31 protein-coding genes and 1 tRNA gene are annotated in these 23,394 nt (G+C 33.2%); 10 read left to right on the plus strand and 22 right to left on the minus strand.

Annotation, left to right across the window (positions count from 1 at the left end; genetic code table 11):
* The first annotated feature begins 59 nt into the window (after window positions 1–59).
* Window positions 60–743 (plus strand): ATP-binding cassette domain-containing protein, encoded by a 684-nt coding sequence (locus tag BW724_RS14370; protein ID WP_088075878.1) that lies wholly within the window; start codon window positions 60–62, stop codon window positions 741–743.
* A gap of 314 nt (window positions 744–1,057) precedes the next feature.
* Here BW724_RS14370 and BW724_RS14375 read toward each other — a convergent pair whose 3' ends face one another.
* Entirely contained in the window at window positions 1,058–1,702 is a 645-nt protein-coding gene (locus tag BW724_RS14375; protein ID WP_088075879.1) for a hypothetical protein, read from the minus strand.
* 131 nt (window positions 1,703–1,833) lie between these two features.
* Here BW724_RS14375 and BW724_RS14380 point away from each other — a divergent pair, with 131 nt between their 5' ends.
* The 3 genes from BW724_RS14380 (at window position 1,834) to nfsA (ending at window position 3,664) form a co-directional block, all read left to right on the plus strand.
* Window positions 1,834–2,274 (plus strand): Hsp20/alpha crystallin family protein, encoded by a 441-nt coding sequence (locus BW724_RS14380; protein ID WP_088075880.1) that lies wholly within the window; start codon window positions 1,834–1,836, stop codon window positions 2,272–2,274.
* A gap of 17 nt (window positions 2,275–2,291) precedes the next feature.
* Window positions 2,292–2,705, plus strand: a complete 414-nt coding sequence (locus BW724_RS14385; RefSeq protein ID WP_088075881.1) for a YppG family protein — start codon at window positions 2,292–2,294, stop codon at window positions 2,703–2,705.
* Window positions 2,706–2,914: 209 nt separating this feature from the next.
* On the plus strand, window positions 2,915–3,664 hold the full coding sequence (gene nfsA / locus BW724_RS14390) for an oxygen-insensitive NADPH nitroreductase (protein ID WP_088075882.1): 750 nt from the start codon (window positions 2,915–2,917) through the stop codon (window positions 3,662–3,664).
* Between the two features lie 137 nt (window positions 3,665–3,801).
* On the opposite strand, the gene BW724_RS14395 is transcribed toward nfsA, so the two are convergent.
* The 4 genes from BW724_RS14395 to BW724_RS14410 all read right to left on the minus strand — a co-directional run bounded on the left by BW724_RS14395 (window position 3,802) and on the right by BW724_RS14410 (window position 6,340).
* Window positions 3,802–4,032, minus strand: coding sequence for a hypothetical protein (locus tag BW724_RS14395; protein ID WP_088075883.1), 231 nt, complete (start codon window positions 4,030–4,032; stop codon window positions 3,802–3,804).
* Window positions 4,033–4,123: 91 nt separating this feature from the next.
* On the minus strand, window positions 4,124–5,287 hold the full coding sequence (locus BW724_RS14400; RefSeq protein ID WP_088075884.1) for an MGDG synthase family glycosyltransferase: 1,164 nt from the start codon (window positions 5,285–5,287) through the stop codon (window positions 4,124–4,126).
* Between the two features lie 110 nt (window positions 5,288–5,397).
* On the minus strand, window positions 5,398–5,829 hold the full coding sequence (locus BW724_RS14405; protein WP_417891407.1) for a GNAT family N-acetyltransferase: 432 nt from the start codon (window positions 5,827–5,829) through the stop codon (window positions 5,398–5,400).
* Window positions 5,825–6,340 (minus strand): YjcG family protein, encoded by a 516-nt coding sequence (locus BW724_RS14410; RefSeq protein WP_088075885.1) that lies wholly within the window; start codon window positions 6,338–6,340, stop codon window positions 5,825–5,827. Before BW724_RS14410 ends, BW724_RS14405 begins: the two co-directional genes overlap by 5 nt.
* Before the next feature lie 257 nt (window positions 6,341–6,597).
* On the opposite strand from BW724_RS14410, the gene BW724_RS14415 reads away from it, so the two are divergent.
* The 6 genes from BW724_RS14415 (at window position 6,598) to BW724_RS14435 (ending at window position 9,134) form a co-directional block, all read left to right on the plus strand.
* The gene (locus tag BW724_RS14415; RefSeq protein WP_088075886.1) at window positions 6,598–7,158 is read left to right on the plus strand and encodes a phosphatidylglycerophosphatase A family protein; all 561 of its coding nucleotides are present in this window, start codon (window positions 6,598–6,600) and stop codon (window positions 7,156–7,158) included.
* 150 nt (window positions 7,159–7,308) lie between these two features.
* Complete coding sequence (locus BW724_RS14420; protein ID WP_088075887.1) at window positions 7,309–7,515, plus strand: hypothetical protein; 207 nt, start codon at window positions 7,309–7,311, stop codon at window positions 7,513–7,515.
* Between the two features lie 94 nt (window positions 7,516–7,609).
* Window positions 7,610–7,684: transfer RNA gene (locus tag BW724_RS14425), tRNA-Val, on the plus strand.
* A gap of 114 nt (window positions 7,685–7,798) precedes the next feature.
* The gene (locus BW724_RS14430) at window positions 7,799–8,716 is read left to right on the plus strand and encodes a tyrosine-type recombinase/integrase (protein ID WP_088075888.1); all 918 of its coding nucleotides are present in this window, start codon (window positions 7,799–7,801) and stop codon (window positions 8,714–8,716) included.
* Window positions 8,717–8,730: 14 nt separating this feature from the next.
* Complete coding sequence (locus tag BW724_RS23670) at window positions 8,731–8,892, plus strand: hypothetical protein (RefSeq protein WP_176371417.1); 162 nt, start codon at window positions 8,731–8,733, stop codon at window positions 8,890–8,892.
* Between the two features lie 14 nt (window positions 8,893–8,906).
* On the plus strand, window positions 8,907–9,134 hold the full coding sequence (locus tag BW724_RS14435) for a hypothetical protein (RefSeq protein WP_088075889.1): 228 nt from the start codon (window positions 8,907–8,909) through the stop codon (window positions 9,132–9,134).
* A 167-nt stretch (window positions 9,135–9,301) separates the two neighbouring features.
* Here BW724_RS14435 and BW724_RS14440 read toward each other — a convergent pair whose 3' ends face one another.
* From BW724_RS14440 to BW724_RS14515, 17 genes are all read right to left on the minus strand, one after another.
* Window positions 9,302–9,892 (minus strand): Ig domain-containing protein, encoded by a 591-nt coding sequence (locus tag BW724_RS14440; RefSeq protein ID WP_088075890.1) that lies wholly within the window; start codon window positions 9,890–9,892, stop codon window positions 9,302–9,304.
* A gap of 12 nt (window positions 9,893–9,904) precedes the next feature.
* Complete coding sequence (locus BW724_RS14445) at window positions 9,905–10,231, minus strand: DUF6706 family protein (protein ID WP_088075891.1); 327 nt, start codon at window positions 10,229–10,231, stop codon at window positions 9,905–9,907.
* An 86-nt stretch (window positions 10,232–10,317) separates the two neighbouring features.
* Entirely contained in the window at window positions 10,318–11,151 is an 834-nt protein-coding gene (locus BW724_RS14450; protein WP_088075892.1) for a hypothetical protein, read from the minus strand.
* 207 nt (window positions 11,152–11,358) lie between these two features.
* Window positions 11,359–11,739 (minus strand): hypothetical protein, encoded by a 381-nt coding sequence (locus BW724_RS14455; RefSeq protein WP_088075893.1) that lies wholly within the window; start codon window positions 11,737–11,739, stop codon window positions 11,359–11,361.
* Between the two features lie 535 nt (window positions 11,740–12,274).
* Window positions 12,275–13,597: a phage portal protein gene (locus tag BW724_RS14460; protein WP_088075894.1), complete on the minus strand. Its 1,323-nt coding sequence runs from the start codon at window positions 13,595–13,597 to the stop codon at window positions 12,275–12,277.
* A 15-nt stretch (window positions 13,598–13,612) separates the two neighbouring features.
* On the minus strand, window positions 13,613–15,244 hold the full coding sequence (locus BW724_RS14465; RefSeq protein ID WP_235848978.1) for a terminase large subunit domain-containing protein: 1,632 nt from the start codon (window positions 15,242–15,244) through the stop codon (window positions 13,613–13,615).
* Between the two features lie 26 nt (window positions 15,245–15,270).
* A complete protein-coding gene (locus BW724_RS14470; protein WP_088075896.1) occupies window positions 15,271–15,666 on the minus strand; it encodes a hypothetical protein in 396 nt (131 codons plus the stop codon).
* A gap of 101 nt (window positions 15,667–15,767) precedes the next feature.
* Window positions 15,768–15,926, minus strand: coding sequence for a hypothetical protein (locus BW724_RS23675; protein WP_176371418.1), 159 nt, complete (start codon window positions 15,924–15,926; stop codon window positions 15,768–15,770).
* Between the two features lie 169 nt (window positions 15,927–16,095).
* A complete protein-coding gene (locus BW724_RS14475; protein ID WP_088075897.1) occupies window positions 16,096–17,553 on the minus strand; it encodes a TOTE conflict system archaeo-eukaryotic primase domain-containing protein in 1,458 nt (485 codons plus the stop codon).
* A 21-nt stretch (window positions 17,554–17,574) separates the two neighbouring features.
* The gene (locus BW724_RS14480) at window positions 17,575–17,757 is read right to left on the minus strand and encodes a hypothetical protein (RefSeq protein WP_088075898.1); all 183 of its coding nucleotides are present in this window, start codon (window positions 17,755–17,757) and stop codon (window positions 17,575–17,577) included.
* A gap of 11 nt (window positions 17,758–17,768) precedes the next feature.
* Window positions 17,769–18,599, minus strand: a complete 831-nt coding sequence (locus BW724_RS14485; RefSeq protein WP_235848979.1) for a hypothetical protein — start codon at window positions 18,597–18,599, stop codon at window positions 17,769–17,771.
* Between the two features lie 327 nt (window positions 18,600–18,926).
* Window positions 18,927–19,784, minus strand: coding sequence for an SU10 major capsid protein (locus tag BW724_RS14490; protein WP_088075899.1), 858 nt, complete (start codon window positions 19,782–19,784; stop codon window positions 18,927–18,929).
* A 27-nt stretch (window positions 19,785–19,811) separates the two neighbouring features.
* A complete protein-coding gene (locus tag BW724_RS14495) occupies window positions 19,812–20,234 on the minus strand; it encodes a hypothetical protein (RefSeq protein WP_088075900.1) in 423 nt (140 codons plus the stop codon).
* An 11-nt stretch (window positions 20,235–20,245) separates the two neighbouring features.
* Window positions 20,246–20,524 (minus strand): hypothetical protein, encoded by a 279-nt coding sequence (locus BW724_RS14500; RefSeq protein ID WP_088075901.1) that lies wholly within the window; start codon window positions 20,522–20,524, stop codon window positions 20,246–20,248.
* The gene (locus tag BW724_RS14505; protein ID WP_088075902.1) at window positions 20,521–21,750 is read right to left on the minus strand and encodes a M26 family metallopeptidase; all 1,230 of its coding nucleotides are present in this window, start codon (window positions 21,748–21,750) and stop codon (window positions 20,521–20,523) included. Before BW724_RS14505 ends, BW724_RS14500 begins: the two co-directional genes overlap by 4 nt.
* 10 nt (window positions 21,751–21,760) lie before the next feature.
* Entirely contained in the window at window positions 21,761–22,111 is a 351-nt protein-coding gene (locus tag BW724_RS14510) for a hypothetical protein (RefSeq protein ID WP_088075903.1), read from the minus strand.
* On the minus strand, window positions 22,111–22,329 hold the full coding sequence (locus BW724_RS14515; RefSeq protein ID WP_088075904.1) for a BhlA/UviB family holin-like peptide: 219 nt from the start codon (window positions 22,327–22,329) through the stop codon (window positions 22,111–22,113). The genes BW724_RS14510 and BW724_RS14515 overlap by 1 nt, the downstream gene beginning before the upstream one ends.
* Between the last annotated feature and the right edge of the window lie 1,065 nt (window positions 22,330–23,394).

Below are 23,394 nucleotides of genomic sequence, written 5' to 3' on the forward strand. Positions count from 1 at the left end.
ATATATAAGAGTTATATTACGTATCAATTTTTAACCATTACTCTTTGGGGGTGACATCCATGTATGTTGTGGATCTAAAAAATGTGCTAAAACGTTTTCATGATGGAACGCAAATGAAGGTTTTATATGATAATATGAATTTCCATGTTTCAGAGGGGGAGCTTGCTGTCATCACTGGCAGGAAGGAATCAGGGAAATCAACATTGCTCAATATGATAGCTGCTATGACACCACCTAATAAAGGTAAAGTTAATGTGTTAGGTCAAGATTTGCTACAAATTAAGGAAAGGCATGAATGGCGTCTTAAAAATATTGGTTTTATTACGGACGAAGGATGCTTGATCCCATATTTAACTGTTAAGCAAAATCTGTTATTGGGTATTCCAACAGATGATAGGAATTTTATGAAGAAAGAACAGGAAGCTGAAAATATACTAGTTGAACTTGGCTTTACGGAGGAATCAATGAATGAATCGCTAGAAGGATTAAGTTCTAAAGAACAAATTTTAGCTACTGTCGCTCGTGTATTTATGACAAATCCGAGACTTATTTTAGCAGATGAACCAACAAAGGAATTAACAGGTAAAGAAGGAAAAGAAGTACTACAAAGATTATTAGATTTTGCTCGTAAACAAAAATCTACTGTAGTTGTTGTAAGTGATGATGAATCGATTATTTCTCAGGCTGATACTTATTTTATTCTCGAAGAGTGTCAACTACTGGAGAAAAACAAGGCTATATAAAGAAAACCCCCTTCTTGAGGATTGCGACCACAAAGAAGGGGCTTTTTTAAACTCTATTAATCAATTCCATAAACAATAGCTAAAATGGTTAAAATCGTATAGATTACTACAATACCTGCTGAGATGATTAATAGTACAAAAATAATTGCCTTTTGCAATTTTTCACCCATTATTCCCACTCCTCACACTGATTCCGTTAAACCAGTTTTTCCACAAATCACCTATACTAGACTTCCGATCTTCTTAACTTTATATTATCTATCATAAATTTATATTGCTAGAATTTTGCTTTATTAAAAGAAGTTAACATCATTTTACATGATTATTATGATAAGGAGGAATGCAGGTAGAAGGAGCAAGATGCTTCTCGCTAGCAACTTCCTTCGAAAACTCATACTAATGTCCTCTCTTCCTGCTCTTAAAGTTATGATGATATCTTCGAAGAATTGCTCTAATTCCCAATCCTTCTTACTGATTCGATACTCTAGTGTAACAGTTTGATCATTGGACAGAATACTATTTAGCCATTTAACCTTAATGACTCCCCTTTTATCAGCAAGCCTATATACAGGCTTATCTTCTGCCATTGTTCCATCATCAACCTTAAATTTGAAACCATTCATGTATAGAGCCTTTTCCAACTTTGTTAAAAAAACTTGTTTATTAATATTATGAATGGCAAATTCTCTCCTCTTCTTCCTTTTAGGGAAGAATAGAATCACACCAACAACTAGAAAAATGAATGTGAAGAAGGGGGGGATTGCTTCTTCACGAATTACTTCATAATAATAGTACAGAACCAATAGCCCACCCATTGCCCCTAGAAGTTCAAACATCATAAAATACTTTCTATAAACACCTTTACAAAAATATATTTGAAAGCTCTCCCCAATAGCTGCAAGATATAAAAATATGTAAGGAATTAATAACGTTAATAAATTTAAATCAAAGAAATTCATTAAAATACCCCCAACATTAAATTAATAAAACTAACTATTAATTTTTTCATTTTAATGATAAGTGCCTACTCCAACCTAATTCTTCATTCATAAGTTAGTATTGGAATGAATTGATTGCGAGGTGATGTCAGATGAGCAAAGAAAAAGACCGTTCACGTTCATTACAACCGTTTCATGAAAAACCTTTTGGAGAACTACTTCAGTCCCTTGACTCTTTCTTTCAAGATGCGTTTAAACAGTTAAATCTACAAGGGATGAAGATGATACCTATTTATCAATACGAAACTAATAATGAATACGTCATCGAAGCAGAGCTACCTGGTGTAAAAAAGGATCAAATATTTTTAGATATCTACCATAATTTCATTAAAATTGCAGTACAGTCTGACGAAATTGTAGAGGAAATAAATGATAATATAAAATCCATTAAAAAGCATGGTAAGTTTCAAAGGTCAGAAAGAGTCGTTCAACTCCCATTTCATGTTGATGAAAATGAAGTAAATGCTTCCCTAAAAGATGGTATATTAAAAATACGTATACCAAACAAACGCATGAGAATCGCAATAGAATAAAAGGAGGTTAATAAAAGATGTACTATTCCCCGTATCGCGGAGGAACTCCTTATCCTCCTGTTCATCATGGAATGTATCCTCCGCCACAATCTTTATATTGGCATCCGCCACAACAACCACAGCAGCAAGCACAACAGCAACAAGAATCTACCAGGAATGAACAACAGTCTGAAAAGAAAGATTCTGCCCAGACCAAGACATCACAACAGCCAAATCAGCAACAATATCCACATCATTTCCATGGTGGATACGTTGGACCAGGATATCCTCCCCCTTATTCAAGACCAGGACCAGGCTTCCTATCAGCTTTTAAAACAGAGGATGGAAAATTTGATTTCGACAAAGCTTCTAACACACTTGATCAAGTAGTAAATTTAGGAAACCAAATTAGTCCTATCGTAAAACAAGTAGGCGGATTATTCAAAAAGTAAGACTTTAAAATAATTGAAGGAAACGGAAAGGCTTCTATTGGCCTAACCGTTTTCTTTTTTGATGTCTCTATAAAACTATATTTTTGTTTATCTGTACGGAACTCCCTCTCCGTAGGCGGCTAAACCCTTCTTTAAAAGCACAACCTTTATAATTCAGCGTTTCTCTATGCTAAACTAGTATTATAACTAGTTTAAGGGAGGTCTTTATAATGAATAAGGTTATAAATACAATACTTAATCACCGTTCAATAAGAAATTTTAAAGATGAGCCACTTCAGGATGAACACATAAAGATCATTGTAGAGTCTGCTCAAATGGCTTCCACATCAAGCTACATACAAGCATACACCATTATAGGTGTAAAAGACCGTAAAACAAAGTCAAAATTGGCTAACCTAGCAGGGAATCAATCTTACGTAGAACAAAATGGTCACTTTTTTGTTTTCTGTGCAGATCTTCATCGCCACGCCTGTGCTGGAAAGATGGAAAATGTAGATGTGCAAATGTCCCTCCAAAGTACAGAGAAATTTATGGTCGCCATAATTGATGCGTCTTTAGCGGCACAAAATGCTGCTATTGCTGCAGAATCTCTAGGATTAGGAATTTGTTATATAGGTGGTATACGAAATAATTTGGAGAAGGTTTCAAATCTATTAAAACTGCCTAAATATGTCGTCCCCCTATTCGGATTAGCAGTTGGTGTTCCTGCTAGCAGTACCGAACAAAAGCCCCGATTACCTTTTGATCATATTTATCATGAGGAAGTTTATCAGCAAAATGAAACAGATTATATAGACCAACTGAATAAGTATAACAGTACGATATCGTCATATTACAATAAAAGAACCAATGGCAAACGTAAAGATAGATGGACTGAACAAATGGCTACTATGCTTTCAACTCCAAAACGAACAAACATGAAGGAGTTTTTGCAAGGTAAAGGCTACTTAAAGGACTAGAAAATGAAGATCAATAGGGGGTTGTAAAGATACCCCCTATAAAAAGAGAGAGTTTATCCCACCACTACGTAACAAAGAGGATGCTAGGTCATGAATACCTGGCACCCTCCTTTCTTATGAGCAATATATACTGTTATTTAATTTATGCTATATGCATTTAGTTCTGTATCCATTACTGGGAAAAGTGCTAGGATATTTTCGCGGTTAAATTTTCTATAGCCTTTTCGTAAATGACAGAATCCACCTAACCATTTCTCATCATACTTTTCAACAGAGACCATACGTTTTGTAACGATTCCCTTATTTGACTGATACATGATAATAACAGGACGTTTCATTTGTATAGCCCGTCGCAAAATACCCTCCATCACACCATCCCCCTCACTATATAAGAACAAACGTTCTAAATACATTATACGAACTAAAGTTCCTATTTTCAAGTGATACTACTCTTATTTTCTATGTGTTCCATTCTTTTTTTATAAGGGGGTAGCGTTGTTTTGTAATGGAACCATTTTTAGGATATGTTTTATTTGAATGTTGACAACATTCCAGCATTGCTGATACAACCCTTTTCCTAGCAGGGAAAATGTCAGAATCATGTTGAAGTTTTTCCTTTTGACCTCTAATAATTTCAGATATCTTGATCCCTTTGTGTAATACGGTAATATTATCGCGATTTTTTAAAACAGCTTGATTTATTTTTTCTTGTCCAGGCAATGGAGAGAGTATTCCTGTAGGAATATTCCATAATATTGCCTCTGCCATCGAAACACCCCCTGGTTTTGATATGAAAAAATCAGCTGATTTCACATACTCATGGTAATTAGAAGAAAATGGAAGGAGGTGAACGACAGAACCATTTTTTAATCGGAGTCTCTTTCTTTCCTGACATGCCTTTCCTTGAAACCAAATAATAAAGCTTGGAAGTCTATCTTTCTCTAGGAGTGTCAATACTTCCTTCTCTCTTATTAGACCTTCCCCTCCACCGGAAATAACGATAAACGGTTTATTATCAGGGATTGACAATTCCTTTCTAGTTATATCTTGAGCATTATCATTTTTTCTTTTATCCCAAATCTCCCTAGTTGGTATTCCATATGCAAAGAATTGGCAATTAGGGTATTTTCTTTTTAACCCGTCCATCTCTTTCTCTTGAGCAACAAAAGTTCCATCTAAGTTAGGAGAAATGGAGAGACTGTGCGTATTAAAATCAGTCAATACGGAAAAAATTTTTAAGTGATTTTGTTCCCTCAATACCTTCTTTTTCATATATAAGCAAAGTTGTGTAGCTAGGGGGTGAGTACCAATCATGACATCGTATCTCTCGGCTTTACAATGCTCAAATAACTCCTTCCACCACAGTGCTAATAGAGGCTGTAGAGCATAGGACGAGACCCTGTTATCTGTTAATCGATACGTCAAATCCCATATATAAGGAAGTGTATGAATACATTTATAATAAGTTTTTTTTATTCCACTTGAAGTTTTCTTTTCCATAAAAGACATAATATCAATAATTGTTGGTTGATACCCTAATCTCTCCCATTCCTCTTTTAATGCGATACTGACTTGATGATGTCCTTCTCCAATTGAAATTGTAAAAATTGCAATGCGTTCCATTTTTACCACTCCATCCTATTCATTCTTAGTATCACAGGATTTGTGGAAAAAAATACAAAAAGAAAACTTCCCTAAGTATAAAGACGCTTAAAGAAGTTTCCTAAGTCTAATTATATTCCCTTTGTCATTGTAACATGGGCAATTCCTGCATCATAGAAAACATCTGACACAGTTTCATACCCAAGCTTCAAATAGAATGGTTCTGCATGGGTCTGGGCATTGAGCTTTATTTGAGATACATGCTCCTTCGCCGTACTCTCCATCTTTGCCATAAGCTGTTCTCCTACCCCTTTTTTCCGCAAAGACTTAATTACACAAACTCTCTCAACTTTTGCATAGTCACCATCATACCTCAGTCTACCTGCACCAACTGGAGTATGATTATCATAAACGATAAAATGGGTAGCTTCCTTTTCACGTTCATCAATTTCAATTTCTTCAGGAACTTGTTGCTCCTCAATAAATACTTTCCGCCTTACTGAATATGCATCATTCATTTCCTCTTCTGATGTAACAACCTTCACGTCTAATTCCAAATTAATGATCCCTTCCTAATAAAAAAGTTTCATATGCTGTCCACGTTCCGTTTTCCAGTTGGTAAAGAAGGGAAAAACGGTCTACGGTTTCTTCATGACGAATGTCCTCTAGTTTTAATCTCCCATATACATCTGAGCACTCATCATTATCCAAATCTTGTCCAATTGTAATATGTGGAATGAACTGGTACTTCAATTCATGCTGTAACATTCCACTATTAAGTTTCTCATGTAAAGTTGTGAGCTCAGCGGTGTCCCTAACCTTCATATAAATCGTATTAGTAACTGGATAAAATGAGCTGAATTTGTATACTTCCAAAGTAAAAGGGCTCACTTCTTTTGCCACATTACGTATATGACTAACAATCTCCCCCACATTACCTTCGTCAGCTTCAAAGGCTTCCTTCAGCGTCAAATGAGGGGGAATCATCGAATAGCGAGAATCATACCGCTTTCGATATGAATTAGCAACATCCTGTAGTTTCTTCGATGGAAAAATAGCAATTCCGTATCTCATCTTTTCCCCTCCTTCAGTATCTTTTCAATATTTTAACACAATTTTGTCTATTACATGATTCATTCACATTTTTTTTTCAGTAAAAAAAATCAAAATCCTTCTTTAAAAAGTATACCGTGAATATTGGTTACTCTATGTCATTTCACAAATATTCACTCGTTTACACAAAAGGTACAAGTGCGACATCTGCTCATTTTCTATATTTATGTTAGAATACTAGTCATATAGTTTATATTCGTGAAGGAGTGAAATGAAACATGGGAGAGAAACAACCAGTCCACTGTAAAGTTGTAGAAAAGGCAGCACGAGAACTATTAGCAGAACGAGGAGTAACACTCGAAGCTATTGCAGAAATCGTTTTCGATATGCAGTATCAATATAATAAATCACTAACAATGGCAGATTGCATCGATAGTGTAGACAAGGTACTTCAAAAACGTGAAATACAACATGCTGTCCTCGTTGGGATCGAACTTGACAAACTAGCTGAAAAGAAAATGCTCTCTGAACCACTACAATCCATTATTGAGTCTGACGAAGGACTATTCGGTGTAGATGAAACCCTTGCACTAGGGTCAGTATTTGGTTATGGAAGTATTGCCGTAACAACGTTTGGCTATCTTGATAAAGAGAAAGTTGGTATTATAAAGGAATTAGATACAAAATCAGACGATTCTGTCAACACCTTCCTAGACGATTTGCTTTGCAGTATAGCAGCAAATGCTTCAAGTAGGCTTGCGCACCGCTTACGTGATCGGCAAGAACGTTTGAGAGAAGAAGAAATTGAACGCCGAGACCGTGAAGAACGTATTGGTTAGCACTATACTAATGGGTGCATTAAGCGTTGATTAAATTGTCATATTGAGGGGAGGTGAATAACATACCTCCCTGCTCTTTTGATTTCTTGATTAATTTTCCAGTAAATGATATATTTTTCTTCAGTGACGAAAAATATTGAGGTGAAAATAGTGGAAAACAAAAATCAAGCAGAGCCTTCACAGAAAAAGACACGATGGATCTATTTAAAAAAGGTATTTACCTCAAAATTTCAGGCTAATTGTTTAAAAGCAAAGCTAGAAGATAATTGGCAAAATGGCTATGAAATCCCACCATGGGTTGAAATTAGAAAACTTAAAAATGAACGCTATGTTGTCCGTTATACGTACGATGAATAAATGTTTTCCACACTACTTATTATTTCAAGAGTCTTGACATTATTTAATAATTCGTCTATATTATAATTTGTCGCTTATCATAAATGATTAAATCGAGCCGTTAGCTCAGCGGGAGAGCACTTGCTTGACAGGCAAGGGGTCGTTGGTTCAAATCCAATACGGCTCACCATACATATGTACCAACGGTTTCAGCCGTTAATGAACGAATAAAAAGAAAGTGGTTGCAGTCGCACCCTAATTCTTGAACAATAACCATTTCACAGAAAAATGTGAGGTGGTTTTTTTGTTGTTAAAATTTGCAATTGAAGATTTTCTGGATGATCGGGAGTTTAAGAATGTCACAAAGCCAACCCTAGACACGTACAAAGTTATTTTTAAACAATTTTCGCATTATGTATCTGAACAAGGTGTGGTTAATGTAGAGGACATCACACCAAATCTCATGAAAAAGTATTTTGTCTATTGTAGTAAAGAATTAGGTAACAATGTTGTATCTGTAAATGCAAAAATAAGAAGATTAAGAGCGTTCATGAATTACATGGTGGAAGAAGAAGTAATAAGTAAAAGTCCAATGGAAAAAATCCAACAAAGTAAAGAAGATATTAGAATTAATGTCTTTACGAACTACCACATCAAGCAAATGTTAAAATACTATCGTAAAATTCAGCAAAGAGAAAAAGAGTTTTGGGCATACCGTGACCACACTATTATACTTTTCCTTTTAGGAACTGGTGTGAGATTAAATGAAATGTGTAATACAAAATGGTCAGATATTGACTTTAAAGAACATCACTTAATTGTTTTTGGTAAAGCAAGAATGACACAAACTATTCCACTAGCAGAAAAACTTGTAAAAGAATTATCTGCATACAAACTATATTGTGAAACATATTTTGGAGAAGTTAATGAATATGTCTTTACGAATATAAGAAACAAACGAATGACTGATGAAGCAGTAAAGAATGTATTTAAACGATTGAAAACAATCATGAATTTTCGTGATGTGCGTTTATCGGCTCATACGTTCCGCCACACTTTCGCTCACAGGTGTTTAATGTCTGGAATGGATGTGTTTACACTACAAAAACTCATGAGACATAATAGTTTAAATACCACTCAAAAATATCTTGCTTTATGGGGTCATGATCTACGTAAACAATCTGAAAAGTACAATCCATTAAACACAATGGATATATTTTAAGGGAGGTCGAACCAATGAATAAATTTAGACCTTCCATCATCCACTATGCAAGTTATGTAGATATTACTAAGATACTAGATGAAATGATTCAAGATACCGATAATGAACAATTCATTACCATTCTTACTGAAAAGAAAGAAGAAGTTTCAGAACGATATAATAAAAATTTCAAATAAAGGGGTTTTATAAAATGAACAAATATGAAGTGTATTCCACTATCAGCCTTCCAGTCTCAATTGAGGTTAATGCAAACAGTAAAGAACATGCTATGATGATTGCACAATATAAGATGAATGAAATGATTGTAAAGGAAATTAAGGTACAAATTACAACATTGAACAATCAGAAAGTTAAACCAACTGTCCATGATTGGAACATAGATATTGATTGTACGCATGAAGAAGATGTAACTGCATAACCATTTTGGAGGACTGATTATAGTCCTCCTTTTTATTTCCTTCTCACGTTATTACAAATAGTGTTCTCACAATATTAGAGTTGTCGAGGGGTAATATACCTAAACTACCTCATATATCTTTTTTCGTACATTGTAACTTATGATATTCGCCTTAAAATTGATTCTAATTAAATTCTTTCAGCAGTCCATATGAGTAATCCTACTTTTGTCTTGTCTACGTCTATAATATTCCATTCAGAACCCATGACATTAAATGTATCATTAATACTAAAATCTCTAGTATCTTCATTATTTTGTACTGTAATTATCACTTGATTTTCTGGAATGTTAATTGCTTCATTACCTGTAATATCAAACTTACGATTATCTGCAATTACAGGAAAGTCAATCCATTCTGTCACCCTTTCCTCATATATTGGAAACCCTCTCCAATCATCACCAATGTAAACTAATTCTGTTCCACCAGGTATTTCAATTGTGTAATTACAATGTCTCATAATAGATTTATAAGTGACATTTCGCTTTGCTTCCGTTTCAGTGATAACCATAAATGGCTTATCATTGTATGTAACTAAATCTCCACGTTTAATAGTGTCTAATGTGGAAACCATACGATCATCATAGTCAATAATTCTATTCAAAAGTGGAGTAGTAATTAGTGCCTTTGAAGGATGGTTGTTAATTAGAATGTCAATTCCTGCTTGATCTAATAAGTATTGAAAGTCCTCTGCTGCTTCATTCCTATCAAATAAATTCAAGTAATGCACCTCCTATCCATTAAACAACATAAAGAAAGACGTATCCTCTTCACTTGTTTTCATTTGCCTAATCTTGCGTTCTAATTGGTCAATACGTGACTGGATATGTTCCGCAAAATCAGAAACAGTCATATCATCATACTTGTAACTTTTCATCAAGGATGGCTGGTTGGCAATTGATTCTAAAATAGATAAAGCAGATTGATAAATGGCTTTCTTAGATTCTGGATTGTATTCAGTATGTGGGGTTAAGTTTGATTCTAATAGGTAAACTTGTAATTCATTTTGTGAAAGGTTAATACCTTTAATCTCCATTTCAAGACGTTGTAAATTCGTCATTGTGTGACCTCCTTTATTAATTGAGTTTTACATAAAAATGAGTAAAAGAAAAACGCCTACTGAATAGTAAGCGTTATATTACTTATTTAATTACTCATAAAAGTTGCAAAATGTATAAATGCCATATTCCCTTGATTTGGTTTATAAACTTCACTAGGTACTGAAGCCATTGCCATAATTTCCACACTACCATATTCTAACAATTCATTATATAACTCTTGGTTCGCTTCCCTTGGAAAGTACAAATACCAGCCATCTGTGTAATTTCCTCCTTCTGGAGTTAATCTTACACTGAATGTATATTCTTGATTAGTAAATCCATAATTATAATAGTCACTTAATTCACCTATGCCTGTTATTATAAATCGTTCATCTAACATATTTGCCATGTTGTAACGTATATCATCTACCTCATACTCTATATTGTATTGTGTCATAAAGTTTTCTCTTTCTTCTTCTAACTGATTTTGATATCTGTTTTCTTCTTTTGAAATAAATGCTAAATCAATATTATCAATACTTAAATTTTTGGAACCATATATTTCTTTCATGTTCTCATATTCTGCTAGATAAGAGTCTGATAGTTCATTTTCACCTTCCAAAAATAAAATAGATTGTCCTAATGATTCTTTATAGTAATTAATAAAACCATCCAAAATATCAAAATCAGTTTCACTTAGTACCTCTCCACCATGATCATGGTTTATGGATATATAACTATCTATACTATAACGCATATCACTATCAATAATTTCTCCATTCTCCATCTTTTCATGAGTGTAGATTGTAAACTGCATTACATTGTCCCAAATTAAATCAGCAACATCATCTGGTTTTTCAACAATCGTTTCTGCTGCTTCTGAGCAACTAACTAAGAAAGTAACAGAAAACACCAATATTAATAATCCTTTTTTCAACATACACATATCCCCCATTCTCTTTTAATTGAATAAAATAAACTGAATAGTTTAATTTTACCATTAAAAAGGTACTAGGAGATCAAACTTTGGAAAATTTTATGAAGAAAGTGGTCGGAGGTAATATTTCTCACCCCTTTCAAAGAAGAGATTAAAACATAAAAAAGAAGCACCCATAATTGAGTGCTTAAAGTCAAAGAATATAAAATTTTATTTTTCTATTATGTTTTTGGCTTTTTGGAGGGAATCCTCGAAATAAATATCTATTAATTCTAAATCTTCCACTGTTGCACCATCATTTAGCATTATCACTCCTAAACAAATATCCTCAAATACCCGAAACAACTTTTCTTCATCCTCTGTTATATCATCAATTTCCTTACTAATTGACCTCATATCCTGTATTAATTCCAAATCGTACATCTCTTCTTCATAGTAAAAGTCGCTGACTGATTGGTAAACTTCACCTGCGATAACATAAACTTCCTCTCTAACATCGGCAGACGATTCAGTAGAACATGAAAATAGTAGTAAAAAATAAGAAATAACTAGTATTGTTTTAATGTGTTTTTTATCTAATAAATTTTCCATAGGAAATACACCCTTTCTTATTTAGTATGTAGGTATGTATTTCCATTTTATCATGAGTATTAGAGTAGGTGATCATAATTTGGAATATTTTTCATAATAATCAGTCCTATTAATCAGTAATTTTTTCGGGTGTGAAAAATTTGATATGCTAGGGGCGATTTCCAGCCATTAGGGGTATTAAACTTGTGTGATAAGTAACGTTATACCACAAGTTTGGATTGGTTTTAATTATATCAATATACCTAACTGGCTATTATCTAATAAATATCTCCTAATATCGCCACATTCTCCTAAATAACTGTAATGTATGGTAAATATTAGGTAAAGATTATTACGTAAAAAGATGATTATACGTAACGAAGTTGGTTTCCCTCTAAAATATCCATGAATTTCCAATCAAGTCCCATTTTCCACCGATCACCCCTAAAAAAATAGGATTGGAAAGCCACTAGATAACAGGCGAGAAATTGCACAAGGTTTCCCTATCTCACAATCCTCACACCTGTCAAGTGTTTTCACTTTACACTCATTCTTCCTAAACTTCTATACCATTTCCTTTTTCTACCTTTATCTTTTCCCCTTCTCCACTCAACTTTTTCAACTCCATCTGAACATCATTCGTATATGGACTATGATCTAATAAACTTTCGATACTAATTCCTTGCATATCTCGTAATGCTTTAAGGTTTTCAATGACCTCTTTATCATTACTAGGCATGTTATACCTAAATACAACGTCTAATGTATCAATATCCTCGTCACTGTAATTAATATCCTTATACGCTAATAGTGTACGTATCTTCTCAAAGCGTTCAAATATACCCTCACGCATAAACAGTTCATTCCATCCTGCCTTTACATCAGCCAATGAGAATAATAGTTTAATACTGACCTCACTTAGATTGGAAATGTCTGTCTTATTCATTGAAACTGCTGGTGTACTACTAATGTCCAGTAATGCTTGGAGTAGAGTTTTATAAAGTGTCTCAAAACTCTTTGAATCCATTTGATTACTTAACATCTTCATATCACCATATTCCTCTAAATTAATTCCTCCCCCTACTACATCCTTAGGAAGTCCATTCCCTTTCAATTGTTGACCTATCACTACTGGAATAGGGTTCATATATTTGTAGAATGAATCAGTGTACTTACTAATCAAATCCTCCATATTATCAAGGATAGGTATTAAATCATCTAAATCAGATTTACCTTCAACCTCACTCATTTCATTTTGGTTATGATAGATAATTGGTAAGCCACTTAAATTAATATGTTCACTACGTTTACGCAATCTGCCACCGTTATTGTCATATTTATAAACTGTATCATTTGTAAATACAGTATAATAGTCCACACCTTCAACGGTATATGATTCTATAAACGCTATTAAATTATTCTCATGGTCATATACAGGGAAACTATCAGCAGGGTCTATAATCTTAGATTTAATTTGTTTATTATCATCCATATAAACATACTCTGCAACTTGACCGTATTTAATCACCTTATCTAATATTTTCAAGTTTATCTTATCATATTTCCCCTTCTTCTGAATCCTTTGATATTCTTCTACTACACTTTCATTTCCTGTTAATGTAATAGGATTTTTTAGTAAATATGCTGACTGGAAATTTAAGATTGTTTTCGCATACTGTAATACAATCTTACGAGGATAAAACTCTTTTCCATTATACTTCTCTGGTTGTCTATGTATAATCTTATGATCACCATCTAAATATCCTTTTAACTTCATTACATTAAGTACTCTGGATTGGTTAGATACTGTACTAACTTCATCTATAAACCATTTATCACGGTTCTTGTGGACTTCTTTAATGTACTGATCAATGTTCATTATTGATTCTCCTTTCTAAATGTCTACATACCATCTATTGGCTTTCATTCCTTGTATGGCTAACGCATTGGCTATAACTAAATCATCATAATTATTTGTTCCTCTTTTGTTTCCTGTTTTACCGTTATTCTCAACAAATATTTGCATTTGAGATAGTGTCTCTTTACATTCAATATTGATAAGGCCTGTTTCAAACAGTTCTTTATAATCACTAATCAAAATGGCTTTAGTAGTTGTTGTTGTTGCAAATCCTAACTGCATTTTCTTCCTACCACGTTGGTCAAAGGTTCGCTGCTTATACAGATTCATATATTGATAGTCATTACGTAACCTCTCTAATAATGGCAATCCATAACTATTAGATTCCACTACAAGAAAGGCATAATTGAACCATCTTCCTAATAAATCAACTAACTCTGCAAATTTATAAACTGGTGTTTTATTATGATAAAAACTAGCCACCTGTTGACCATCTGAATCATAAAAAGAAATAGTGGAGTAGTCACCACCACTTCCACTAGATACGTCAATCCCACCATAATATTTCATTTTTGTTTTAGGTAAATGGAATATAGATAAACCTTTATTTACATACCGCCTTAACTGTTGAGGTAATTCATCTTCCATATCCTTATAATGCAAGGGTTCTAGTAAATGATTGATACGTTCTAATACTTTCGCTTGATCAAATACACTCTGACCAGTAGAAATAAATGATTCCATAGGATTAGAAGGGTATTCTTGTTGAAACTCTTGCAATTCCATATCCATTAATTTGTATTGTCGCCACATTAGAAAGCGTAAATTTGCACCATTTTCATGTAATGCTTTCTCTTCTGAAGTTAAATCTTTCGCTTGTAACCTAGAACCTTTATTTGTCTCTTTAAACCATTTTTCTGCTTCATCATGTTCTGTTTTGAATTGCTTTCTATACAAATCATGATAAAAAGGAATGAACATGGCTTTGTATTTTGAATGACCTTTCCACGCACTCATAAATACTTTGTGATAATGATTTCCTGTACCATTAGAAGTTGTCTCAATTGTTAATTGGCTATTTTGCCCTTTCATTAATGATTGTTCTGCTGAAAGTAATTGCATTTCCTGTCTACTGAAAAACGCATACTCTGACAAGTGAATATAACTGTATGTACTACCACGACCTATAGACTTATTTCCAGCCACACTACACGTTATACGGCTGCCATTATCAAAAAATAATTCGTCTCTGTTTTCACGTCTTACTTTTGGAAATAAGGAAGGATATTCAGTACGTGGGAGCCATTCATTCATTTGTTTTAGTTTCTCAAATAATGCTTTACTTGAATCTAATTTATACGAGACAATTAGAATATTTTCATTCTCATTTCTAACTGCCCTCCATAATGCTTTTGCTAATGTGAATGTACTAATACCACCTTGACGAGCCTTAGAAACAATAACGAATTTATTCTTATTCATTAATTCATCAAGTTCAACCTGTGCTTTGTTTAAGTCTAATTTCACTTTTTCATTTTCATTGTCTACTATGTAAATAAAATTCTTAGAGAATAGCCTAAAATCATCCATGATCATTTGTAATTTTTGTTTTTTTGAAAGTTTTTGTGCCATGATTAACCTCCTTCCCACAAGAAAAAGGAGTGCCATTATTGACACTCCTCTACACAAAACTATTAATCTAATTCAAGTCCGTCATCTTCTTCTATATCATCCACTTGTTTAAATACTTCCTCTGCATTTTTACGTTGGCTCTGTATATCCTTACTCAAAGTTAAAAATAATCTAACCGCTTTATCGTCACCTTGTTTGGCTTTATCACTAACAATCTTATAGATTTCCTCTATGTCATTAGTGATTTTCGTATCAAAATACAATGTCAGTAATGCTTTATATTGTGCTGACCGTTCCCACTTTAAAAAACCATTCATTGTTTTACGGTCTACTGATTCTAAAAACTCTTCTTCTGATTTTTTAGGTAATGTCTGATCAAAGCGAATATCATGTTTCCATTTAAAATATTCTGCATACCTATAATTCCCTAGTGTCTTTAATGCTTCATAAATTGTCATTTTCATTACCCTCCATACTAGCAGTAATTTTTCTATCCAGTTCCTCTAATCTTTTTAGATTATCGTTTAATTCTCTAAGGTTATTTTCTAATATTTCAATGTCAGTCATGCTTGATCACATCAGTTCTATTAGATATATTACCTGTTATTTCTAATATTTCATTTAGTAATTTATCCATTTCATTTAAAGACTTTTCCATTCTACTTAATCCCTCTTCATACTGCTTTACACTTTCAATCATGTTACTTATTTCTTTCATTGCTTATCACTCCTTGATTAATTTACAATTCCCCAGTAAAGGGGAGTTGTTGAATGTAGTTAAATTACATTTGTACGTTTTTACCTATAATAGGTATATATATATACAGTAGGTGTATTTCCTACGTAATACATTTCTTAAATGCTTTAAAAGAGAAGTATTGAAACAGTTAATTAACTATACTTTCAAATTGTCTACGTGGTAATAGTTCCTTTAATACATCAGTAGTAAATAAATTCACCATACAACTATTAAACGAATCCTTGTATTCTAATTCACTATCAATTTTAAATACATTTGAATCTGGCTTAGTTTGAATATTTACTTTGTATTTGTTCGGTTTCTTAGTTTCAAACGCACCATTTTTCTTTGTGACCATTTGATTCCTTGCAATAATCTCAATCAGTCCATTCGTTTCTAATTTGTTAATGATATTCCTTGCTGACTTTTCCACTAATCCACTTGCAGTAGCCATTTGATTAAAACTCATATAAAAAACGCCACTCGCATTTGAGTAGCGTTTAGAATGGATAAGGAGACAATAAGCAAGTAATTTTTCATTTTTACTTTTACATATATTCACCACTTGTACCATTTCATTATAAGAAACTTCTATTTCCTTTTGTTCCACTGTTAATTGAATGTCATTCAAGAAAATATACTCTACAATTTCCTCAATATCCTTTAACCAATCTTTCCTTTTCATAGAATATTTAGATTCATCTTGCCATTCCATCCAATTAATTAATTCTTGATTGACCTGTTCCCCACTTAATCCTAACCATTTGAAGTATTTAGCCAACTTAAACAAACTATTATGTCTTGTGCCTTGCATTGGTAAACCTTCACTTAATAGTTTCTCTATGGCTTCTATCGTTTCATCTTCATTGACATTTTGTTTGTATGAGGGAAGAGGTTCATATTTCTGTTCTATGTAGTCATCTGTATTATCAACCTCTATTACTTCCTCTTCTAAAAGTGAATCCTTTTCACGGTTCAGAATGTCATATATAGTGGCTGATTGTACCGGTTCAATGTTCAATATATAGTTATACGATCTGACTGGCTCTAACCCTTTATCATAATCAACATACCAGCACCGCTTATTACCCTTAGTTTTAAAATGTTTCCCTAGTGGAAGTTTTACCCCTTGTTCGGCAGTTGGTCTTAATTCCACATCACCATAGTCAATATCAATTAATTCTGCATGAGTTAATACAAGTGAATGAAATTCTTTTACTACGTAATTTTCAATTGGTTCTGAAAAGAAAACTTCCATATGATAACCCTTGTTACCGCTATGAGATATATGAATGTAATTTTTTGGAACACCTAATTCCATGAGTGCATGGTGAACTTTATACGTTACCCATTTTGCTTTGTGAATGTCCTTTATATCCACATCAAAACAGATAAATTTACTGGCTCTACGTGTAGCAAAAACACCTAGAGTACTTTTCCCCTCTAGGTGTCTATAAACTGTAAAATCAGTTAGATACTTTGCATTTTCATACTTCTTCTTATCAAAGGTTACATAGTTGCCTTTATCTGATAAGATAAGATATTTTGACCGCTTTATTATGTACAATTGATTAAACTTTTGAATAATATTTTGATTTTTAAACAATAGATTACCTCCTACACTTGATTAGTTTTGTGCTTTGTATTCATCCAATGCCTTTTGAAGTTCCTCACTTTTTGCGAAAAGTGTAAACATCTTTTTAGTTGTTGGATGAATTGCAGTAGTAATTGAATATATTCCTTTATCCTCCTTCAAGAACAGGCATAAATTTTTATTGTAGCAAAAGAACAGATTATCTTTTGTTATCATTTCGATTCCCCCTAGAAAGTTGTATATTTCACCTTGTTTTTACCTGTTACCGCTAATGACACCAGGTTGTTTATGTTTTCTTTTGAAATATTTGTATTAGCAAAGTGTGATTCAAACTGAAACTTTAATTTGTATTGTTCCGTTGGTAATTCCATTGGAACACCAAAACACCCCTGCAATTCTGCAAGGGGTAAAGTAGTTTGAAGAAAACCTTCGTTATTTAATTGTATATTTGCTTGTGTATCATACTGTTTTTGTAAATTGTAAAAGTCACTTATTTTATAATCATTTAATAGATCAATTAACTCTCCAAATCCCATAATATCCAAATAAGCGTTATGTGTATCTTTAAATCTATTGTCATAGTGTCCTTTAAATCCACTATCAATGGCTAACAGTAACATTTTACCTTCCTTTGTTTTGGGTAAAGGTAAATCATAATATGACCACATAGTTAGTACTGTTGACATAGCGTATTTCTTAAAATAATTTCCTTTATGTACATTAAGTAATGCGTTTATGTTGGCAGTTTTTGGATTTACATAGTCATCCTTATTAATCCTTACAACGTGGTTACACCATGACATTCCATTATGAATGGCTAGATCAATTCCTATTGCCTTTTTCTTGTTTGAATCATCCGCTACATATAGATTATCGAATGTGTAGAAGTAATTTATTTCATTTCCTTTTACTTCCCTTTCAATCATGCAACCTAACAAAGAATCCAAATCATCTGTAAGACATAATGTGTGTTGATTCTTAGTAAAATCACTACACCATTCTGGAAACAATTCTTTTAATTTTTTCTTCATAATTAGCGAAAGAGAAAACTCTCCCACTATCCTCTTAGTAAAAATCACTCCACAAAGTTGTGGAATGAACCTTTATTTTGACAACATTGTTTTGTCGTCTATAACCTCTACCCCTCAAATACAAAGGGTAGATTCCTCCTTTTAATCCGTGACCATATTTGTTTGAAGTTGTTCTCAAATTTTCTTCAAACGGTCATAATCTCAACCGCCAACTTTGGACTGTGAGATGACTAAAAAGAGGAAGTGGTCATGACGAATTTCTATTTTCTTTCACTTTTCCACCTCCATTTGATTAGATTTTTAGATTATAAAAAGAGGATTCACCAATGTTGGTGAATCCTCATAATAACGGTATTACTCTGTGATTGTGAAACTTGCTGCTGCTTTACGGTTCAATAGTTTCAATCCTAGTTGAGTTTCTAAGTAAATAGATTGTTTTGAACCACTTACTGGTTGTTTCGTACCACCAAAACCAATTAATTGTGGTAATTCTAAGTAATCACCATTCACTACGAATAATTTGTTTGCACCTACTTTTTCAGATAGTACAAAACGTACTTGTCCATATACAGATGAATACAACTCACTATCAAATCCTAACTCTTTATCCCTTGCCATGAAAACAACATCTTCAAAATCATTAATTTTCGTTTTCATACTTGCAGGTAGGAATACAGTCATATTGTCATTTGCACCAGCATGGTAAAGTGCTGATAATGTTTCCTCAAATGCAACTTTATCAAATGTAGAACCAATTAACTTGTGGTCAGTATGAATTTGTTCTAAGATACCACCAGTAGTGTAAATCTTGTTAGAATATCCTTTTGTACCATTAATTAATTTGTTCTCAATACGCATTTTGAGTGCTTTACTCTTGTTAGCCACTTCTTTAGCCAATAAATCATTAATTCCTACCGCTTCACTCGCTTGTGCAGTATTAGATACTGTTGCAGTAGCCGCAAAGATTTCAAGGTAGTTGTCTAGCATTTCTTGGCTATCTTCAACATATGCAGGAGCGTCTCCACCTTCTGTTTGTGTTACTGCTGATTCTTCATTAATGGATTCCTCAATCCAACTTACCTTTGGAGCAGTAGCCTTAACTCCTTTACCTAATAGGTATGTAGAGAATGGTGTAATGACTGGTGTAGTTTGAATTAATACATCCTTTAAATCTACTGATTGACCTTCTAAAAATTTATCATGTGTAAACATTTAACATTTCCCCTTTTTAATTTATTATTATTTTTGGCTAGAAAATAATGCTTTGATCATTCCTAGCGTGTCGCCTTTACCTTTGGCAGTTGAATATTCATCCGTGTTCTTATGATCTGTTGGCTGATAAGCACTATTGATTTTCATTTCATTAAGAATAGATTGAAACTTTTCAACTTGTGGCTTTAAATCTTCAACTTTTTGGACATTAAAAAAATCAGCGAACTTATCAAGTCCTACTGATTTCAACTCTAGTTCTATTTCCTTTTGAATTAATTCTTGGTGCTTTGTTTCCAGTGCTTTTTCTTCCTCTGACTTTTCAACTGGCTTATATTTAATGAGTTCATCCCTTTCAGAAACAATAGGATTTAACTCCTTTTCTTTCCATTCTGTTTTAGCGTTCTGAATGGCTTCGTCTAACTGCTCTTGTGTAAATGTCTTATTTTCCATTTAGATTCCTCCTAAACAAATTTTGGTTCGATTTTCCCTCTAGTAATAATTGGTTTATCATTATGCGTTCCCTTAAATTCAAAGATGATTACTTTTTCATTCTCTGGAACAACATAATCATAAAAATAAACACCAACATGTTCCCTATTGTCAGTGTCTAAGTTAATCTCTTCAATTTGACCAACCTTCTCATCATAAAATGTTAATACAATATTCTCTGGCTCTACTGCTTGACCATTCAGTGACTTAAAATGACATTTTAACCTTATAGTATCTCCTACTAGAATCATTTGATCACCTCCACATAGGAAGGGTTAATTTGCTCTGAAACGTAACTACTATTAGTCGTCACAAAATTGTAAGATGGATTAGATAGATAATACCCATATCCAATTACAACATCATTTCTCAATGGTGTAACTAAGGAAATTCCGCTAAAAATTGATTCTATGTTAGTGGTTAATCTTTGAATTGTTTTAGATTTACGTTCTACCATAGAATGAATTGGGTTTATACATGTAACTACATTGACTTGACCAGTTCTAACACTTCTGGTGGCTTTATCAATGCTTGTTTGTATTGGAAGTGTAAATGTATTCCCTTTACGTGTAACCCCCCTAGAAACAGTCACATGGAACGCACAATCATTTACAAAACTATTTACCTCTTGTACCTTATTGAAAGACTTATCTAAATTAGTATGAACATTGGAAACATAGGAGGTAACTCCAATTGTTTCAATCTTAGGTGGTTGCACTACATTAGCAAATACTTGTAATTGTGGATAGTCATTATCAATCTGCCATGTATTAATAAAATCCCAACTGCTGTAAGTAGATTGAGTTTTCATTTGTTGAGTTGTTCTACCTGTTCCACCTGCTGAAGTAGTTTGACCACTTGTTTCTGTATCCCAAAATGAATTACTTGTATTACCTGTAGATAGTCCAACTAATCCTCCTATGTCTTGATTTCCTGTAACTAGTCCATGGGAAAAGGAAGAATATATGTTTGAACTTGTTCCTAATAAACGTGCTGCTAAACCACCAACATATCTAGTACCATTTACTGTACAAGTAGAATATGAGTTTATAACCGTTCCATTGTAAACCATACTAACCAAACCGCCTATATGATTAGTACCACTTACATAACCAGTAGAGTAACAATTTTCTACGATTGCCCCACCTATTAAATATCCAAATGGAGATGAATATTGGTCATTACTTTGTAAATTACAATCGACTATTCCTAAATTACTAATTTTCCCTCCACTAACTGTTCCAAATAAACCACTCCGAGGACTAGAAGAAGTTAAATTAATAATTTTGTATCCATTTCCATTAAAGTCACCTGTAAAATATGGAACACCTGCTGAATAAGAGGTAAAATTTCCCCAATTACTCATATCAATATCACGAGTTAATTCATAATTTGCAGAAAGGTTGTTCCTTACATCATGTAAATCTTGTGGTGTGGATACTAAATAAGGATTACTTTGTGTTCCTGCACCTTGCATGGAACATCACCTACACTTTCGGTACTTCAATGGAGTGAATCACTGTTAATTCATCATCTTCTGATTCAATGGTGAATGGTGTAAATGATTCTACACTAATTGGATTTCCACCACTTGAAGTTTTGTAAATGGCAGATTGACCAAATGTAGTTTCTGATGCAATATCACTATCAGAACCTTTTACGACAACTTGTAACTTTAATACTTGATCACCTGTTGAATGTGTCCACTGTACTCTACTATCTGTAGGAGATAATCGTACAATAGAGTTTCCCTCATCATTTTGTAACTCAATATACTGCCAATTTGATTCAATGTAAGTTCGTAAATCTGAATAACCTTCTTGTAAAATTTCAGCCATTATCTAACCTCCTCCTTTAAATTTGCAATTTGAATTTCTAATCGTTCAAGTGATTGAACAATTCGATCCTGTGCTATGTTTTGTTTTTCAATTTGTTGTACTAACCTTTCTTCACGTTTTTTAGATTCTTCACGGGTATCGTAAAAAAGCCATACAAACAATACTGCAAAGAATCCTTGTGAAAGTATTAACTCAAATGGAATAGCGGTTATATCCACTGTCACCACCTCCGATACTTAAATTTCATTTATGTAATTTTAGTTTTGAACAAAATAAAAAGAGTGGCAGATGTCTACCACTCACAAATGGAGGTTAAAAATGAAAGTATTATAAAAATCCTTTCGTTTAGTCACCCATGTATTGGGAAACTAAAAGAAAGGTTCTTCTTCATTACTAGTCTTTTGCACAGAATTGTAATTATCTTACTCTCCGTTGGGGTTTGGAGTTTTCTGTTTTCGTTCCTTATTTTTCGGTATGTCTCCCTTGTAGGTTATTAACTTTTTCAGTAAAAGCCTATTAAATCAACGTTTTCAATTTATTGATCAAACTGGGAACATTGATAAACCTAGTGGTATCAAGGAGTTTTCTATTTCAAACATTATTTTCTATTTATACACGCTTTTATCAAAAATTTTACATAAATATAGTTTTTTACTTAGGGAATCTATGACCTCGCAAAACGCTACCCCTTCCCTTGTAGGTTATTAACGATTTTTAGGACTAAATGCCCCAAACTCTTATTTATCAAGGGTTTTAGCGCTTTATTGACGAACACTTGTTTTCACCACTGTCTCACAAACCCTTATATCAAGGTTTTCGACAATTTTCTAAACCCTTAACATTTCTTGATTTTCTCATACTTTCTCTTTTCCATTTGTATCATTACTAGTACGTTGCACAGAATGGCTGGAACGTATGGGAGAGTAAGAATAAATGGGCGTTTCTATTTTCCTAAACTCAAAGGGTACTAACTTTTCGTTCCCCCTTCCATATACCCACTTTGAGATCCCTTATGTATCAAGGGTTTAAGGGGTGTTTATCTGCAAATTTTCTCTGTTTTTAAGCATTTTTTGGCTTTTTACTCTCTATCATTACTAGTATTTTGCTTGAAAGTTCTGAAATGTTACTCTCCCTTGGGATTAAAGTAGGTTTCATTTTTCTCGCTTCTATCATAACTAGTATTTTACGCAAAAACTCGATATAACTACTCTCCGTTAGGATTCAATGGTGTTTCTAAAACTTCACATAATTAAATTTCTCTCCCACATCACTACTAGTGTTTT

This window comes from Litchfieldia alkalitelluris (assembly GCF_002153425.1).
Taxonomy (GTDB): Bacteria; Bacillota; Bacilli; order Bacillales; family Salisediminibacteriaceae; genus Evansella; species Evansella alkalicola.

Coding starts and splice junctions, on each gene's coding strand:
- BW724_RS14370 (WP_088075878.1), top strand. CDS start 60: ATGTATGTTGTGGATCTAAAAAATGTGCTAAAACGTTTTCATGATGGA.
- BW724_RS14375 (WP_088075879.1), bottom strand. CDS start 1,702: ATGAATTTCTTTGATTTAAATTTATTAACGTTATTAATTCCTTACATA.
- BW724_RS14380 (WP_088075880.1), top strand. CDS start 1,834: ATGAGCAAAGAAAAAGACCGTTCACGTTCATTACAACCGTTTCATGAA.
- BW724_RS14385 (WP_088075881.1), top strand. CDS start 2,292: ATGTACTATTCCCCGTATCGCGGAGGAACTCCTTATCCTCCTGTTCAT.
- nfsA (WP_088075882.1), top strand. CDS start 2,915: ATGAATAAGGTTATAAATACAATACTTAATCACCGTTCAATAAGAAAT.
- BW724_RS14395 (WP_088075883.1), bottom strand. CDS start 4,032: ATGGAGGGTATTTTGCGACGGGCTATACAAATGAAACGTCCTGTTATT.
- BW724_RS14400 (WP_088075884.1), bottom strand. CDS start 5,287: ATGGAACGCATTGCAATTTTTACAATTTCAATTGGAGAAGGACATCAT.
- BW724_RS14410 (WP_088075885.1), bottom strand. CDS start 6,340: ATGAGATACGGAATTGCTATTTTTCCATCGAAGAAACTACAGGATGTT.
- BW724_RS14415 (WP_088075886.1), top strand. CDS start 6,598: ATGGGAGAGAAACAACCAGTCCACTGTAAAGTTGTAGAAAAGGCAGCA.
- BW724_RS23670 (WP_176371417.1), top strand. CDS start 8,731: ATGAATAAATTTAGACCTTCCATCATCCACTATGCAAGTTATGTAGAT.
- BW724_RS14435 (WP_088075889.1), top strand. CDS start 8,907: ATGAACAAATATGAAGTGTATTCCACTATCAGCCTTCCAGTCTCAATT.
- BW724_RS14445 (WP_088075891.1), bottom strand. CDS start 10,231: ATGACGAATTTACAACGTCTTGAAATGGAGATTAAAGGTATTAACCTT.
- BW724_RS14450 (WP_088075892.1), bottom strand. CDS start 11,151: ATGTTGAAAAAAGGATTATTAATATTGGTGTTTTCTGTTACTTTCTTA.
- BW724_RS14455 (WP_088075893.1), bottom strand. CDS start 11,739: ATGGAAAATTTATTAGATAAAAAACACATTAAAACAATACTAGTTATT.
- BW724_RS14460 (WP_088075894.1), bottom strand. CDS start 13,597: ATGAACATTGATCAGTACATTAAAGAAGTCCACAAGAACCGTGATAAA.
- BW724_RS14465 (WP_235848978.1), bottom strand. CDS start 15,244: ATGGCACTCCTTTTTCTTGTGGGAAGGAGGTTAATCATGGCACAAAAA.
- BW724_RS14470 (WP_088075896.1), bottom strand. CDS start 15,666: ATGACAATTTATGAAGCATTAAAGACACTAGGGAATTATAGGTATGCA.
- BW724_RS23675 (WP_176371418.1), bottom strand. CDS start 15,926: ATGAAAGAAATAAGTAACATGATTGAAAGTGTAAAGCAGTATGAAGAG.
- BW724_RS14480 (WP_088075898.1), bottom strand. CDS start 17,757: ATGATAACAAAAGATAATCTGTTCTTTTGCTACAATAAAAATTTATGC.
- BW724_RS14490 (WP_088075899.1), bottom strand. CDS start 19,784: ATGTTTACACATGATAAATTTTTAGAAGGTCAATCAGTAGATTTAAAG.
- BW724_RS14495 (WP_088075900.1), bottom strand. CDS start 20,234: ATGGAAAATAAGACATTTACACAAGAGCAGTTAGACGAAGCCATTCAG.
- BW724_RS14500 (WP_088075901.1), bottom strand. CDS start 20,524: ATGATTCTAGTAGGAGATACTATAAGGTTAAAATGTCATTTTAAGTCA.
- BW724_RS14505 (WP_088075902.1), bottom strand. CDS start 21,750: ATGCAAGGTGCAGGAACACAAAGTAATCCTTATTTAGTATCCACACCA.
- BW724_RS14510 (WP_088075903.1), bottom strand. CDS start 22,111: ATGGCTGAAATTTTACAAGAAGGTTATTCAGATTTACGAACTTACATT.